The sequence below is a fragment of the Streptomyces changanensis genome (assembly GCF_024600715.1).
GTDB classification, from domain to species: Bacteria; Actinomycetota; Actinomycetes; order Streptomycetales; family Streptomycetaceae; genus Streptomyces; species Streptomyces changanensis.
In genome coordinates, this window is sequence record NZ_CP102332.1 from 3,243,850 (window position 1) to 3,259,433 (window position 15,584).

Below are 15,584 nucleotides of genomic sequence, written 5' to 3' on the forward strand. Positions count from 1 at the left end.
CCGGGAGCGGAGGTCACGCACGCGGCAGGTCACGCCGGTGGTCGGGTCGATCGTAGGGAGCCCGCTCGCCCCGGAGAAGGGCACGGGCCGGGGGGCCGACCGCACCGCCGGGGAAGCTGACGCTCCACCAACTCCCAAACCGGGGCGAGCCGTACAGTTGCCCCCGCGGCCCGGACTTTCCGTGTGGGGATTGTCATCGGCCGGTCTCCGGGCCGGCGGGCCGGCGGGCCGGCGGGCCGGCGGGCCGGCGGGCCGGCGGGGCGGTCGGACAGGCGGACGGGCAACCCGGCGGGCCGGGCCGCCGCCGCCCCGCCGCCCCGCCGCCCCGCCGCCCCGCCGCCGGGCGACGGCCGGCCGGGTGGCTCAGTCGCAGGTGTGCCGGTCCCGCTCCGGCGAGTACAGGTGGCTGTCCCGGAACTGCGTCGCCGCCAGCGTACGGCCCACCAGGATGACCGCCGTGCGCGTGATGCCGGCCTCCTTCGTGGCCGCCGCGATGTCGGCGAGGGTGCCGCGCAGGACCACCTCGTCGGGGCGGCTGGCCATCGCGACGACCGCCGCCGGGCAGTCCGCGCCGTAGTGCGGGGTCAGTTCGGCGACGACGCGGTCGACGTACCGGGCCGCCAGGTGCAGCACCAGCAGGGCACCGCTGCGGCCGAGCGTCGCGAGGTCCTCGCCCTCCGGCATGGCCGTGGCCTGCTCGGCGATCCGGGTCAGGATGACCGTCTGGCCGACGGTCGGCACGGTCAGCTCCCGCTTCAGCGACGCGGCGGCGGCGGCGAACGCCGGGACGCCCGGCACCACCTCGTACGGGATGCCCGCCGCGTCCAGCCGCCGCATCTGCTCGGCGACGGCGCTGAAGACGGACGGGTCGCCCGAGTGGAGGCGGGCCACGTCGTGGCCCTCCTCGTGCGCGCGGACCAGCTCGGCGGTGATGGCGTCCAGGTCGAGGCGGGCCGTGTCGACGAGCCGGGCGTCCGGCGGGCACTCGGCGAGCAGCTCGCGGGGGACGAGCGACCCGGCGTACAGGCACACCCCGCAGGAGGCGAGGGTGCGGGCGCCGCGCACGGTGATGAGGTCGGCGGCGCCGGGGCCCGCCCCGATGAAGTAGACGGTCATCCTGCTGTCTCCTGCTTCGTGACGGACCATTGCGTGACCGGCATGGCCTGGCGCCAGCCGGTGAAGCCGCCCACCGGGACGGCGTGCGCGACCGCGAGCCGCACCAGTTCGCCGCCGTGGCGCCGGTACCGGTCGGCGAGCAGCGCCTCCGATTCGAGGGTGACGGTGTTGGCGACCAGCCGGCCGCCCGGCCGCAGCGCCGCCCAGCAGGCGTCCAGCAGACCGGGCGCGGTCAGCCCGCCGCCGACGAACACGGCGTCGGGGGTGTCCAGTCCGGCGAGGCCGGCGGGCGCGGCGGCCCGGACGACCCGCAGGCCCGGTACCCCGAGGGCGGCGGCGTTGCGGGCGATGCGGGCGGCGCGCTGCGGGTCGCGCTCGACGGTGACGGCGCGGCAGGTGGGGTGGACGCGCATCCACTCGACGCCGATGGAGCCGGAGCCGCCGCCGACGTCCCACAGCAGCTCGCCGGGCGCGGGCGCCAGCGCGGCGAGCGTCGCGGCGCGCACGTGGCGCTTGGTGAGCTGCCCGTCGTGCTCGTACGCCGTGTCGGGCAGCCCGGGTACGGCGCCGAGGCGCGGCGCGTCGGGCGCGCGGACGCAGTCGACGGCGACGACGTTCAGCGGGTCGCCCGGCGGGTGCGGCCACTCCTCGGCGGTGCCGCGCAGGACGCGTTCGCGGTCGGGGTGGCCGAGCTGCTCCAGCACGCGCAGGCGGCTGGGCCCGTACCCGCGGGCCCGCAGCAGGGCGGCCACCTCGCCCGGGGTGGCGGCGCCGGAGCTGAGCACCAGCAGGCGCCGCCCGTCGTGGAGGGCGGCGGTCAGGGTGTCTAGGGGGCGGCCGACCAGCGTGACGGTCGCGGTGTCCTCCACGGGCCAGCCGAGCCGGGCGCAGGCGTACGCGACGGACGACGGGTGCGGCAGGACGCGCAGCCGCTCCGGGCCGAGGACCTCGGCGAGGGCGCGGCCGACGCCGTGGAACATCGGGTCACCGCTGGCCAGGACCGCGACACGGCGGCCCGCGTGGGCCGCCAGCAGCCGCGGCACGGCGGGGCGCAGCGGTACGGGCCAGGCGACGCGCTCCGCGGTGACCTCCGCCCGCGGCAGCAGGCCGAGCTGGCGGGCGCCGCCGCCGATGACGACCTCCGCGGCGCGCAGGGCGTCGCGGGCGGGACCGGACAGCCCGGCCCAGCCGTCGGCGCCGATGCCGACGACGGTGACGGGCGGGGTGTTCTCCGGGCAGCTCACGGGCCGGAACCCTACCGGCCGGTCCGGGTGGGGTGAGGCGGCGGGTGCCGCGTGCCGGTGCCCGGGAGGGGTCGGGGTGCGCGCGGGGGCGGGGGGGCGCGGGGCGGCGGCGGTGCCGGGTCCGGGCGGCGGTGGTGCCGGGGCGGGCGCTGCGGGCCTGGCGCGAGGGCAGGGGCCGGGCGGCACCGGATCCGGGCGGTGCCGGGGCGGCGACGGGTGACCGCCCCCCGAGGCGGCGTGCCGCCGGACTCCCGCCCGCCCCGGCCCCCTACTTGCGGTTGTACAGGCGCATCGTCACCGCGCCGAAGACCGTCACGAACACCGCCGACCAGCCCAGGGTCCAGGCGATGTCCGCCAAGGGGCGGGCGCCCGCCATCAGTTCCCGTACCGACGTGGCCAGGTGGGTCACGGGGCTGTTGTTCACGAACACCTGGAGCCAGCCCGGCATGGTGCGCGGGTCCACGAAGACGTTGCTGAGGAACGTCAGCGGGAAGATCACCATCATGCTGACGCCCATCACGGACTTCTCGCTCCGCAGCAGCAGCCCGAACATCGTCCAGATCCACGAGAACGCGAACGAGAAGACCATCAGCAGCGCCACGCCCGCGAGCACCCCGACCACCCCGCCGTCGGGCCGGTAGCCGATGAGCAGGCCCACGGAGAGCATGACCGCCGACGCGATCAGGTACCGGACCACGTCGCCCAGCAGGTAGCCGACCATCGGGGCGGGGCGCCAGATGGGCAGGGTGCGGAAGCGGTCGAAGACGCCCTTCTCGATGTCGGTGTTGACGGCGATCCCCGTGTACATGGTGATCATCACGACGCTCATCGTGAGGATGCCGGGCAGCAGGAACTGGATGTACTGCGCGACCGACCCGGCGAGCGCGCCGCCGAAGAGGTACGTGTACATCAGCACCATCATGATCGGGAAGGCCGTCACGTCGAAGAGCTGCTCGGGCACGTGCTTGATCTTGAGCATCGCCCGCCAGCCGAAGGTGAGGGACGCCGACAGGGCGGACGGGCGCGGTGGCCGCCGGTCCGCGCCGGTGACCAGCAGGGCGGCCAGGTCCGCGGGGCGCGGTACGGCGACCGCCGCGTCGTCGGCCCGCTGCTTCTGCGACTTCTGCGACGTGGTCGTGCTCATGCCGACCCCTCCTTGCCCGTCAGCGCCAGGAACACCTCGTCCAGACTCGGCTGCCCCAGCGCGAAGTCGTCCACGGTGACACCCGCCCGGGCGAGTGCGGCGAGCGCCCGTGCCGCCTGCTCGGCCGCGCCCAGCTCGCTGCGCCCGCCGTCGACCGTCGCGGTCAGCGCCACGGGGTCCGGGTCGAGCTGCGCGGTCGTGCCGAGCGCCGCCTCCAGGACCCGCACCGCCTCGTCCCGCTGCTCCGCCTCCCGGAGCCGCACGTGGACGGAGCCGGAGCCCACCGACGCCTTCAGCTCGCCCTTGGTGCCCTCCGCGATGACCCTGCCCCGGTCGATGACCGCGATGCGGGACGCCAATTGGTCCGCCTCGTCCAGGTACTGGGTGGTGAGCAGCACCGTGGTCCCCTGGGCGACGACGGCCCGCACGATGTCCCAGACCTGGTTGCGGGAGCGGGGGTCGAGGCCGGTCGTCGGCTCGTCGAGGAAGAGCAGGTCGGGGGTGTTGAGGATGGACGCGGCGATGTCGATGCGGCGCCGCATGCCGCCCGAGTAGTGCTTCACCTGCCGCGCCGCCGCGTCCGCCAGCCCGAACGCCTCCAGCAGCTGCGCGGAGCGGTCGCGGGCGGCGGTCCGGCCGTGGCCGAGGAGCCGCCCGAGGAGGACGAGGTTCTCCGTGCCGGTCAGGTCCTCGTCCACGGAGGCGTACTGGCCGGTGAGGCTGACCCGGCCGCGGACGGCGTCGGCGTCGCGCACCACGTCCCGGCCGAAGACCCGGGCCTCGCCGCCGTCGGGGCGCAACAGGGTGGCGAGGACCTTCACGGCGGTCGTCTTGCCGGCGCCGTTCGGCCCGAGCACCCCGTAGACCGTGCCGGCGGGCACGCGCAGGTCGACGCCGTCGACGGCCCGGGTGGCGCCGAACACCTTGACCAGGCCGTGCGTCTCGACCGCGAGGTCGGGGACGGCCGTGCCGGCGCCGACGGGGTGTGGGGTCATGGCGGGGTCCTCCGGTGTGCTCCGGGGCCCTCCGGGGGTGGGGCCGGAGCGGCGGTGCGGCCCGAGCGGCGGTGCTGCGGCGCGCTGCCCGGTTCCGGTGGTGCGCCGTCCGGTGCCCGTGGTGCGCGGGTGTGGCGGCACTCCCCCAGTGTCCGGCCGTCACCCGCACGGCGCCATGCGGCGCGGTGCGGGTATGGGCGGCCCGTGACCTGCGGTGACCGGTGGGGTGGGCTGCGTTACCGTGGCCGCAGGCGTCCGCGCGGGCGGGTGCGCGGCCGATCCGCGGGGTCACTCATGGGTGTAGAAGACGTAGAACGCCGCGCAGAAGACGGCCGCCCCGACGAGCAGGCCGAGCACGGCGCAGGCCAGGAGCGTGCCGCCGGAGGCGCTGTACAGGAAGCCGACGCCGATCCCGCCCAGCGCTCCGTACGCCAGGCCGCGCGTCTCCCGGGGCAGCGAGCCCTGGGCCCGCGCGAGCACGAAGCAGAGCGCGCCGAACACCAGGGCGCAGACCAGGCCGAACAGGACGTCGCCCCAGTCGGTCGGGCCGTCGCCCCGGTGGAGGAATCCCGCGTACAGGCCGTAGACGACGGCGAGGGCGGCGGGCACGGCCCGGCGCAGGGGGTGCCGGTCCGCCGTGCGGCCCGGCGGGCGGGGCCGTGAACGACGGTGGCGAGCGGGTGCCGCGTGTGCGCCCATGGTCGGGCTCCTTCCGACGGGTGTCCCGACGGGTCCTGCGGCGCGCGGGCCGGTGGACCCGCTTCCCAGGGCACACCCGGGCGGGGGAGCCGGCAAGTGGATCAGCGGGCCGGCGGCGGCCGGCAACGGGGAGACCGGCACGGGGGGCGGCGGCCCGGTGGCACCCCCCGGCGTGGGGGCCGGGGGGTGGATCGGCGGGCCGCCGGCCGGCGCGGGGACCGGCCGGTGGATCGGCGGGCCGCCGGCCGGCGTGGGGGGCCGTGGCGCTGCTCGTCGCGCCCACCGTGACCTGTGCCGCCCGGCTGCTGGACACCGACGCCGTCACGCCCGTGCCGCAACTGCTGTCGCTGCTGCCGTGGCTGGGCGCCCCGGCGGCCGCGGCGCTGCTGCTCGCGCCCGCCGCGCGGGGACGCGCCCGGCCGGCCCTGGCGGCGTGGGCGGCGGGGGTGCTCGCCGCGGCGGTCTGGGCCACCCTGCCGTACGGGCCCGCCACGACCGCCGCGCGCGGCCCGGTCGCCGCGGCGGTGCGGGTGCTGACGGCGAACGTCGAGTACGGCGACGCGGTCCCCGCCCTCGTCGACACGGCCCGGCGCGAACGGCCCGACCTGCTCTTCGTCCAGGAGTGCGATCCGGCCTGCGCGGACGTGCTCTCCGCCGCGCTGGCCGACCGGCTGCCGCACCGGGCGAGGGCGGCGCGGGAGGGCGCGGCCGGATCAGCGGTGTTCAGCGCGTTCCCCCTGACGGGCCCGGACGTCCTGCCCGGAACGGCCCTCGGCATGCCCGGCGCGACGGCCCGGGTCGGCGGGGTGGCGGTACGGCTCCGGCTCGCGCACCCGGTGCCGCCCGTACCGGGCCTGGTCGGGGAGTGGCGGCGGGAGCTGGGGCTGCTGCGGGACGACGCGGCGGCGCGGCGGGGCACGCCCGCGGTCGTCGCGGGGGACCTCAACGCGGCGCAGGACCACGCGGCGTTCCGGGCCGTCCTGCGGGCGGGCGGGCTGCACGACGCGGCCCGGCTGGCCGGCCGGGCGCGTACCCCGTCGTGGCCCGCGGACCTGCCCGTACCTCCCTGGACGCAGATCGACCACGTGCTGGTCAGCGGGGACTTCGCGGTGCGCGGCGCCCGCTTCCTCGACCTGCCCGGCAGCGACCACCGGGCCCTGGTCGTGGACGCCGTGCTGCACCGGGGCGGGTGAGCGGCAGGTGCGCGGCACCGCGCGGGCCCGGCGTCCCGGACCCGGGGACCGCCGTGCCCGCGCACCGCGCGGACGCGCCGTCCGAGACCCGAGGGCCGGGGAGCGGGGTGGAGCGACGGGTTCCAGGCAGGGGTCTACGATGCGGCTGTCCCTGCGCCATATCCCCTGCCAGTCAAGGACGTTCGGCATGCGCAACACTTCCGGCAGAGGGCTTCGACCCAATGTGCTGGGCACGTTCGACACCGTCGTCATGGCGGTCGCGGGCAGTGCCCCGGCCTACTCGCTGGCCGCCACGACCGCCGTGCTCGTCGGCGCCGTCGGGTTCGCCGCGCCCGCCGCGCTGCTGTACTGCGCGCTGCCCATGCTGGGCATCGTGCTGGCCTTCGGGCGGCTGGGCCGGCTCGACGTGAACGCGGGCGCCGCCTACTCGTGGGTGGGGCGGGCGCTGCACCCGTTCCTCGGCTTCCTCTGCGGGTGGGCGCTGGTGGTGTCCACGACGCTGTTCATGGTGGCGGGGTCGCTGCCCGCCGGGGCGCTGACGCTGTCGCTGTTCGACCCGGCGCTGGCCCACGACACCTGGCTCGCGACGGCGGTGGGCGCCGGCTGGTTCCTGGTGATGCTGCTGGTCGTCCTCGGCGGGGCCCGGCTGACCGTACGGGCCCAGATGGTCATCACCGGGGTCGAGCTGCTGATCCTGCTGCTGTTCGTCCTCGGCGCCGTGGTGCGCGGGGGCGCGGCCGCCGCGTTCGACTGGTCGTGGTTCGGTTTCGGTCACTTCGACGGGGTGTCCGGCTTCGCGTCGGGCGCGCTGATCGCCGCGTTCTCGTACTGGGGCTGGGACGTCACCGGCAACCTCAGCGAGGAGACCCGCGACAGCCGGCGGACGGCCGGGTTCGCCGCGCTCGTCGGGGTCGGCGTGGTCTTCCTGCTCTTCGAGGCGTTCACGGTCGCCGTGAACGTCGTCCTGTCCGCGGAGGAGGTCACCGCGCGCGGCGCCGCCGACACCGTCTCCCTGCTCGGGGACGCGATCTGGCCCGGGGTCGGCGGGAAGCTGCTCGTCGTGGCGGTGATGCTGTCGACGGTGGCGACGCTGGAGACGACGCTGATCCAGGTGTCCCGGACGCTGTTCGCGATGGGCCGGGACCGGACCGTGCCGGCCGCGTTCGGCGCGGTGCACCGCCGGTGGAACACTCCGTGGGTGGCGATCTGCGTCGTCGGGGCCGTCGCGCTGGCGCTGTTCGTCGCGGCCAACGCGCTCGGTTCGGTGGGCGACATCCTCTCGGGCGCCGTCAGCGCGATGGGGCTGCAGATCGCGTTCTACTACGGCCTGGCCGGGCTCGCCGCCGTCGTCGCCTACCGCAAACTGCTGCTGTCGTCGGTGCGGGAGTTCCTGCTGGGCGGGGTGTGGCCGCTGCTGGGCTCGGCGTTCATGCTGTGGATCTTCGTCGAGTCGCTGGCGGAGCTGTCCGGCCCGTCCGTCGTGATCGGCCTCGGCGGCCTCGCGGCAGGTCTCATTCCGATGACCTGGTACTGGCGGCGGGGCAGTTCGTACTACCGTCCGGCGAAGCTGGACGCGGTACGGACGCTCGCCGGGGCGGAGGGACGCTACCCGGACGTGCCGCGGCAGCACCGGCCGGACGCCGACGAGCCGTTGGCGACCGACTTCTGACCACGACCGACCACGCGAGGACCACGCGACCGGGGGGAGAAGGCATGGCCGCACGCCACCGCGCCACCGGAGGGGAGCGCCCGGACAGGACCGGCCGCGGCGGGCACGCCCGGCACGGCCGCGCCGGCAGACGCGTCGGGCTCATCGGCCGCGTGTCGCGCGCCGCGCGCGACGGACGGTTCGTCCCGGACCTCGACCCGTACTTCGGGGACGCGGCCCTCGACGACGTGCGGCACGACCTCGTCATCGGCCGCTGGCAGGGCGTCCGCGACCTGCTGCGGGAGACCGGCGACGACTGGCCGCTGCGCACCCACCGCGTCCGGCTGCTCGCGCACGCCGCGGCCGGCACCTCGGCCGTCGAGGGGTGGTGGGCGGCCGAGCCGGACAACCCGGACGCGGCGGTCCTGCGGGCCGCGACCGAGGTGGTACGGGTCTTCGACGCGGCCATCGCGGCGGGCCGCGGCACCCCCGTGGACCGGGGCCGGGTGGACGCGGCCGTCCACACCTGCCTGGCCGCGGCGGACGCCCGCCCCGTCGACCCGATGCCGTGGGTGTCGCTGCTGACGGTGGCCCGACTGTACGAGGGCGGTGTCGGCCGGGCGGAGCTGCGCCGCTGGTGGGACGAGCTGCGCCGGCGCGACCCGCACAACACCGAGGGCCACGTGCAGCTGCTGCGCTACTGGTCGGCCCGGTGGCACGGCACGCACGGCTCGATGTACGACTTCGCGCGGGACGCGGCGGGCGCGGCGCCGCCCGGCTGCCCGCTGCCGGTGCTGGTGCAGATCGCGCGCGTCGAGGAGTACCGGTACGTCGTCGACGGCGAGCTGGGCCGGGGCCGCGGGCCGGGCTCGGTGCGCGGCTTCGACCAGCACTGGAAGCACGAGCTGGCCGTCACGGAGGTGCGCCGCACCTGGGAGCGGTGGATCGGCGACCGGGCGCCGGGCCCGGTCCGCCCCGAGGAGGTGGAGCTCCTCAACTACCTCACGCACGCCGCCTGCTACGCGGGCCGCCTGGAGGTGGCGGGAGATCTGTTCCGGCTGCTGGGTCCGCGGGTGTCGCGGTCCCCGTGGTCGTACACGGGCGACCCGGCGGAGCAGTTCACGAGGTGGCGCGCACAGGCCCGCGCCACCCCGTGAAGCCACCCCGCCGCCCGAGGGGCCGGCCCGCGTGGGACCGGGCCCGCGCCTGGGACCGGGCGGCCCGTGGGACCGGGCGGCCCGTACGCCCCCGGCCCCGGGGCCGCCCCGGGACCCGCCCGTGGGGCCGCCCGGCCACCGGCACCCGCCGGGGCCGCCCCGGGACCCGCCGGGGCCCGCCCCCGCGCGCCCGTGCCCGCTGCCGGGGGTCACGGGCGCGGCACCCCGGCGGGCCGGGCGGGCGACCTCGCGGGTCAGACGCCGATCGGGCGGCCGTCCTTGCGGTAGACCACGACGACCGACGGGCGGACGATTTGGCCCGGCCCGTCGGGCCAGGTGGAGGCGGGCTTCTCGACGCTCGCGCCGTCGACCTCGCCCGGGTGCTGCACCGCGACGAGCACGCGGCGGTTCTGGATGATCGGACCGCACGTCTCGGCGCCGGTCGGCACGGTCAGGAACTGCTTCAGCTCCCCGCGCCGCTCGCCGTGGGTGGCGACGCCGAACAGGCCGTCGTGGGAGCCGAGGGCGTTGCCGTCGGTGGAGATCCACAGGTTGCCGTGCGGGTCGAAGGCGACGTTGTCGGGGCAGGAGATCGGCGACACCCTCTCCTTCGGGTAGCCCGCGAAGTACGTGGCCGGGTCGTCCGGGTCGCCCGCGACGAGGAACAGGCGCCAGGCGAAGCCGTCGGAGGCCGGGTCGTCCCAGTGCTCGGCGAGCTCCAGGACCTGGCCGTGCTTGTTGAGGTTCCGCGGGTTCGCCTCGTCCGCACCGGGCTGGCCGGGCTTGCCGCGGTTGGAGTTGTTGGTGAGGGCCACGTACACGCGGCCGGTGCGCGGGGAGGGCTCGACGTCCTCGGGGCGGTCCATCTTCGTCGCGCCGACCTTGTCGCCGGCGAGGCGCGTGAAGACGTACACCTCCTCGGCGGTCATGCCGGGCACGTGCGAGACGTTCCCGGTGGCGAGCGGGATCCACTGGCCGCTGCCGTCGAACTCGCCGTCGTTCGGGAGCCGGCCGGTGCCGTCGACGTCCTGCGGGCTGTCGCCGGTCAGCTTGGCGACGTACAGGGTGCCCTCGTCGAGGAGGGTGAGGTTGTGCTCGCGGGCCCGGCGGGAGTCGCCCTTCATCATCCGCTTCGAGGAGACGAACTTGTAGAAGTAGTCGAAGCGCTCGTCGTCGCCCATGTAGACGACCGGGCGGCCGTCGGCGGTCAGGCGCGGCTGCGCGGCCTCGTGCTTGAAGCGGCCGAGCGCGGTGCGCTTGCGCGGCGTCGAGTCCGGGTCGTACGGGTCGAGTTCGACGACCCAGCCGAAGCGGTGCGACTCGTTGGGCTCCTGCCCGGCGTCGAAACGCCTGTCGAACCGCTCCCACTTGCGCTCGGTGGCGCCGGAGCCGAGGCCGTACCGCTTGTCGGTGACGGAGGAGCCGTTGGCGAAGTACTGGTTGAAGTTCTCCTCGCCGTGCAGGGTGGTGCCCCACGGGGTGGTGCCGCCCGCGCAGTTGTTGAGGGTGCCGAGGACCCTGCGGCCCGTCGGGTCGGCGGACGTCCGCAGCAGCGGGCTGCCGGCGGCCGGGCCCGTCATCTCGAAGACGCTGGTCGCGGTGAGGCGGCGGTTCAGCGGGTGCCGCCGGACCGGCGTGAGCCGCCCGGTGCGGTGCTCCTCCTGCACGACGACGACCGACAGGCCGTGCGCGGCCCAGGCGATCTCGACCTGCTCGCGGGTGGGGTTCTGCGGGTCGTACCCGCGGAACATCAGCACCTCGTCGGTGTACTCGTGGTTCGCGACGAGCACCTGGCGGCCCGGCTCGCCCCGCAGCGGCAGCAGCGACAGGAAGTCGTTGTTGTACCCGAACTGGCCCGCCTGTGCCCGCGCGGTCTGCCGCTCCGGGTCGAAGGCGGGCGCGCCGCGCAGGATCGGTTCGCCCCAGCGGATGACGACCTCATGCGTGTACCCGTTCGGCACGGTGACCCGGTCGGCCGTGTTGGGCGCGACGGGCGTGAAGCGCAGGCCGCGCGCGCCGAGCGCCTTGCCGGCGGTCGGGGCGGCGGAGCCGGCCGCGGTACCGCGCGCGGCGTGCGCCTCGGGAGCGGCCGCGCCGAGCACGGCGCCGCCCGCGGCGGTCGCGACGGTCACCGCGGCGGCGGCGCGCATCATCGAACGGCGGGAGAGGGCGCGGGCGATGACGTCGCCGGCGTACTCGTTGTCGCTGGTGTTCGGCACCTCGTGGAAGCAGGCGTCGCCGCAGCGGTACCGGCAGGTGAGGGCGGACCGTCCGCCGGCGCCGGCGTGCGGGGTGGTGGTGAGCAACGGCAGCAGCTTGCGCACGATGTTCCTCCTTCGGCGCGCACCGCGCCGACGTGCTGTCGGGATGTCGTTCGGCCGCGACGTTAGACACGCCCTCGTGCAGGGCGGAGGCGTCGGCGTGAACGGGCGATGAACGCGGGGCGTCCGGGGCGGGGTTGAGGGCCGGGCCGATCGCCGGGCCGACGCCCGGGTGGACGGCGGGTTGACGGCCGGGTTGACGGCCGGATTTGCGGCCGGGGAGGACTCCGTTCCGCGCCACTCCGGGCGGCTAACCTTACGTGTCCGCCCTGGCCAGGGATGATTCCTATGGAATCCCAGCAGTACGGACATATACAGCACCCAATATGCGAAAGGCCATGGCCCATGGGCATTCGGAGCTTGCTGCGCAAGGTGTTCGGACGCGACCGCGCGGAGCGTGACGAGTCGACGACCACCCCCTCCGTCCCGCCCCAGGCGGAACGCACGGTGCCCCAGGACGAGCCGGCGGCGGTGGCGACGGTGCCGTCCCCGGCGGCCCCGTCCCCCGCGGAGCGCGCGGAGGACGCGCCGTCCCCGGAGCAGACCGCCGCGGCGCTCGTGGCCGCGTCGTTCGACGCCCCGGCGCCCCGGCAGGCCACGGTGCCGGCGGCACGGACGGAGTCCACGGACGTTCCCGCGGAGGACGTCACGGCTCGGAGCGACGCGCCGCAGGCCGACGAGGACGCGGACGCCGCCGCTCGGGCGGACGCCGCCGCCGCTCGGGCGGACGCCACCACCCCGGACGCCACCACCCCGGACGGCGCGACCGACAGCGGCCAGGACGCGCCGAAGACCGACGCCCCGGCCGCCGGGCAGGATGCCGAGGACGCCCCCACTCGGGAGGACGCCGCCCAGCACGCCGCGACCGACGGCGGCGAGGACGCGCCGAAGGCCGACGCCCCGGCCGCCGACAAGGATGCCGAGGACACTCCCGCGCCGGAAGCCGACGCCCAGGACAGCGCCGCCCGGGAAGCCGACACCACGGGCGCCGCGACCGACGGCGGCCAGGACGCGCCGAAGGCCGACGCCCCGGCCGCCGAGCAGGGTGCCGACGAGGACGCCCCCACTCGGGAGGACGCCACCCCGGACGCCGCGACCGACAGCGGCCAGGACACGCCGCGGACCGACGCACCCGCCGCCGAGGACGTTGCCGAGGACGCCTCCGCGACGGACAGCCCCGCCCGGGGAGCCGACGCTTCGGGGGCCGAAGGGGCCGAAGGGGCCGAAGGGGCTGAAGACGCTGCAGGCGCCGGTGCTCCCTCCGGCTCCGGGAAGGCGGCCGTGTCGCTCGCCCGGGTGAAGGCGCGGGCGCCGGAGAGCGTCGTCGAGGCGTACAAGGCCGCCGGCGCCGTGCTGCGCAAGCGCGGGCTCGTCGGGGCGCGGGCGACCGTGTACCTGGTGCTCGACCGGTCCGGGTCGATGCGGCCGTACTACAAGGACGGCAGCGCCCAGCGCCTCGCCGAGCAGGCGCTCGCCCTCGCCGCGCACCTCGACGAGGCCGCGACCGTACCGGTGGTGTTCTTCTCCACCGAGGTCGACGGCACCGGCGAGGTCACCCTCGACGCGGTCGAGGGCCGTATCGAGGAGCTGCACGGCGCCCTCGGCAGGATGGGCCGGACCAACTACGACCGGGCCATCAAGCAGGTCGTCGACCACCACGCGGAGTCCGGCGCCGACCGGCCCGCGCTGGTCCTGTTCCAGACCGACGGCGCCCCCGAGTCGAAGACCGCCGCGACGCAGGCGCTCGCCGACGCGGCGGCCACCGGGCGGCCGGTGTTCTGGCAGTTCGTGGCGTTCGGCGACGAGGACGGCAAGGCGTTCGACTACCTGCGCAAGCTCGACGTCGACAACGCCGCGTTCTTCCACGCGGGCCCCGACCCGCGCGAGGTCCCGCACGCCCGCTTCTACCGCGAGGCCCTCGCCGCCTGGTCGGTCTGACGCGGCTCCGCCGGCGCGGGGGCCGGGTCCACGGTGACGGACCAGGCCCCCGCCGAGGCCGCCGGGCACGGACGCGTACCGTGCCGCCGCGCGCCTTTGCGACGGACCGCACGCGGGACGGGCCGAGCCCGGCGGGCGGGCCCGTCCGCCGGCCCCCTGCGCCCGGAACGTCTCCGCGCGTCCCCGCGGCGGGGCGGCGGATTCGGAGGTGGGGGGTGGTTCGGGCGCCCGTTAGGATTTCGACCATGGCGGCCACTGGATCCGAGAAGCAGGGGGCGAAGGCGTTCTACGTCACGACCCCCATCTACTACGTCAACGACGCTCCTCACCTGGGCCACGCCTACACGACCGTCGCAGGCGACGTGCTCACGCGCTGGCACCGTCAGCGCGGCGAGAAGGTGTGGTACCTCACCGGCACGGACGAGCACGGTCAGAAGATCATGCGCACGGCCGACGCGAACGGGGTCACCCCGCAGGAGTGGTGCGACAAGCTCGTCGAGGAGGCCTGGAAGCCCCTCTGGGAGCACCTGGACATCGCGAACGACGACTTCATCCGCACCACGGAGAAGCGGCACACGGACCGCGTCCAGGAGTTCGTGCAGGACCTGTACGACAAGGGCGAGATCTACAAGGGCGGCTACGAGGGCCCGTACTGCGTGGGCTGCGAGGAGTACAAGCTCCCCGGCGACCTGATCGACGGCGAGCAGGGCGTGAAGCTCTGCCCCGTCCACAAGAAGCCGGTGGAGATCCTCAAGGAGGAGAACTACTTCTTCAAGCTGAGCGAGTACGGCCCGAAGCTGCTGGAGTTCTACGAGGCGAACCCGGACTTCATCCAGCCCGAGTCGGCCCGCAACGAGGTCGTGAACTTCGTGAAGCAGGGCCTCCAGGACCTGTCGATCTCCCGGTCGACGTTCGACTGGGGCATCCCGATCCCGTGGGACGACAAGCACGTCATCTACGTGTGGGTCGACGCGCTCCTGAACTACGCCACGGCCGTCGGCTACGGCTCCAACCAGGCCAAGTTCGACGAGACGTTCCCCGCGAACGTGCACCTGGTCGGCAAGGACATCCTCCGCTTCCACGCCGTGATCTGGCCCGCGATGCTGATGGCGCAGGGGCTGCCCGTCCCCGGCCGGGTCGCGGCCAACGGCTGGCTGATGGTCGGCGGCGAGAAGATGTCGAAGTCGAACCTGACCGGCATCAAGCCGCAGGACCTGACCTCGCACTTCGGCGTGGACGCCTACCGCTGGTACTTCCTGCGGGCCATCGCCTTCGGCAGTGACGGCTCGTTCTCCTGGGAGGACTTCACCGCCCGGTACACCTCCGAGCTGGCCAACGACTACGGCAACCTCGCCTCGCGCCTGGCGGCGATGGTCGGCAAGTACTTCGACGGCGCCCTGCCGGAGGCCACGGCCGCCGGTGACGCCGAGCAGGCCGTCCGGGACGGGCTGGAGAAGGCCGTCGCCGAGGCGGACCGGAAGATCGGCGAGGAGCTGGACTTCCAGGGCGGCATCCTGGCGGTCTTCGACTTCGTGAAGCAGGTCAACGGCTACATCACGGAGCAGGAGCCCTGGAAGGTCGCGAAGGACGACTCCCCGGAGGGCCGGGCCCGTCTCGCCACGATCCTGTACACGGCGGCCGAGGCGCTGCGCGCCGTGGCCGTCCTGCTCAACCCGGTGATGCCGGACACCTCGCAGAAGCTGTGGGAGTCCCTGGGCGCCGAGCCCGCGCTGGGCGCCCTCGCGGACCAGCGGGTGCAGGACGCCGCCACGTGGGGCCGGCTCCCCGTGGGCGCGACGGTGACGAAGGGCGCGGTGCTGTTCCCGCGCCTGGAGGAGCCGAAGAAGACGGCCTGACGCCGCCGGCCCGACCGGATCCCGTCCGAGGACCGCCGCCTCCCGCACCGGGGGCGGCGGTCTTCGGCGTCGGCGCGCCGGGGCGGTGGTGTGCGGCGTGCACGCCACCGGGGCGGGGGTCCCCGGTGGGGGGCAGGTCCTCGGCGTGGGCGCGCCGGAGCGATCCGTGGTCGGCCCCCACGCGCCCGAACGGGTGTTCCCCCGGTGCCACTACGCTGTGCGGGCCCGTCGACGCCGCCGGGCGACGACCGCACCGCGTGCGGCGGGCCCGGA

General features: G+C 75.7%; 11 protein-coding genes. 5 read left to right on the forward strand and 6 right to left on the reverse strand.

All coding sequences use genetic code 11. The annotated features are described in order from the left end of the window. Positions 1–363: 363 nt before the first annotated feature. From cobM to NRO40_RS14350, 5 genes are all read right to left on the reverse strand, one after another. Entirely contained in the window at positions 364–1,116 is a 753-nt protein-coding gene (cobM, locus tag NRO40_RS14330; protein ID WP_058944032.1) for a precorrin-4 C(11)-methyltransferase, read from the reverse strand. Then, on the reverse strand, positions 1,113–2,360 hold the full coding sequence (locus NRO40_RS14335; RefSeq protein WP_058944033.1) for a bifunctional cobalt-precorrin-7 (C(5))-methyltransferase/cobalt-precorrin-6B (C(15))-methyltransferase: 1,248 nt from the start codon (positions 2,358–2,360) through the stop codon (positions 1,113–1,115). The genes cobM and NRO40_RS14335 overlap by 4 nt, the downstream gene beginning before the upstream one ends. Positions 2,361–2,628: 268 nt before the next feature. Next, a complete protein-coding gene (locus NRO40_RS14340) occupies positions 2,629–3,504 on the reverse strand; it encodes an ABC transporter permease (RefSeq protein WP_058944034.1) in 876 nt (291 codons plus the stop codon). After that, complete coding sequence (locus NRO40_RS14345; RefSeq protein WP_058944035.1) at positions 3,501–4,499, reverse strand: ATP-binding cassette domain-containing protein; 999 nt, start codon at positions 4,497–4,499, stop codon at positions 3,501–3,503. Before NRO40_RS14345 ends, NRO40_RS14340 begins: the two co-directional genes overlap by 4 nt. A 288-nt stretch (positions 4,500–4,787) precedes the next feature. Next, positions 4,788–5,198 carry a hypothetical protein gene (locus NRO40_RS14350; RefSeq protein ID WP_058944036.1) on the reverse strand — a complete coding sequence of 137 codons (411 nt, stop codon included), beginning with the start codon at positions 5,196–5,198 and terminating at the stop codon, positions 4,788–4,790. Positions 5,199–5,458: 260 nt separating this feature from the next. On the opposite strand from NRO40_RS14350, the gene NRO40_RS14355 reads away from it, so the two are divergent. The 3 genes from NRO40_RS14355 (at position 5,459) to NRO40_RS14365 (ending at position 9,196) form a co-directional block, all read left to right on the forward strand. Further along, complete coding sequence (locus NRO40_RS14355; protein WP_079047334.1) at positions 5,459–6,391, forward strand: endonuclease/exonuclease/phosphatase family protein; 933 nt, start codon at positions 5,459–5,461, stop codon at positions 6,389–6,391. 187 nt (positions 6,392–6,578) lie between these two features. Then, on the forward strand, positions 6,579–8,060 hold the full coding sequence (locus NRO40_RS14360; RefSeq protein WP_058944037.1) for an APC family permease: 1,482 nt from the start codon (positions 6,579–6,581) through the stop codon (positions 8,058–8,060). Positions 8,061–8,104: 44 nt separating this feature from the next. Further along, positions 8,105–9,196, forward strand: coding sequence for a hypothetical protein (locus tag NRO40_RS14365; protein ID WP_232791189.1), 1,092 nt, complete (start codon positions 8,105–8,107; stop codon positions 9,194–9,196). A 254-nt stretch (positions 9,197–9,450) separates the two neighbouring features. Here NRO40_RS14365 and NRO40_RS14370 read toward each other — a convergent pair whose 3' ends face one another. Beyond that, positions 9,451–11,520 (reverse strand): PhoX family protein, encoded by a 2,070-nt coding sequence (locus NRO40_RS14370; protein ID WP_058944038.1) that lies wholly within the window; start codon positions 11,518–11,520, stop codon positions 9,451–9,453. A gap of 342 nt (positions 11,521–11,862) precedes the next feature. Here NRO40_RS14370 and NRO40_RS14375 point away from each other — a divergent pair, with 342 nt between their 5' ends. After that, positions 11,863–13,455: a VWA domain-containing protein gene (locus NRO40_RS14375; RefSeq protein ID WP_058944039.1), complete on the forward strand. Its 1,593-nt coding sequence runs from the start codon at positions 11,863–11,865 to the stop codon at positions 13,453–13,455. A gap of 245 nt (positions 13,456–13,700) precedes the next feature. Then, positions 13,701–15,311, forward strand: a complete 1,611-nt coding sequence (metG, locus tag NRO40_RS14380) for a methionine--tRNA ligase (RefSeq protein ID WP_058944040.1) — start codon at positions 13,701–13,703, stop codon at positions 15,309–15,311. The last annotated feature ends 273 nt before the right edge of the window (positions 15,312–15,584 follow it).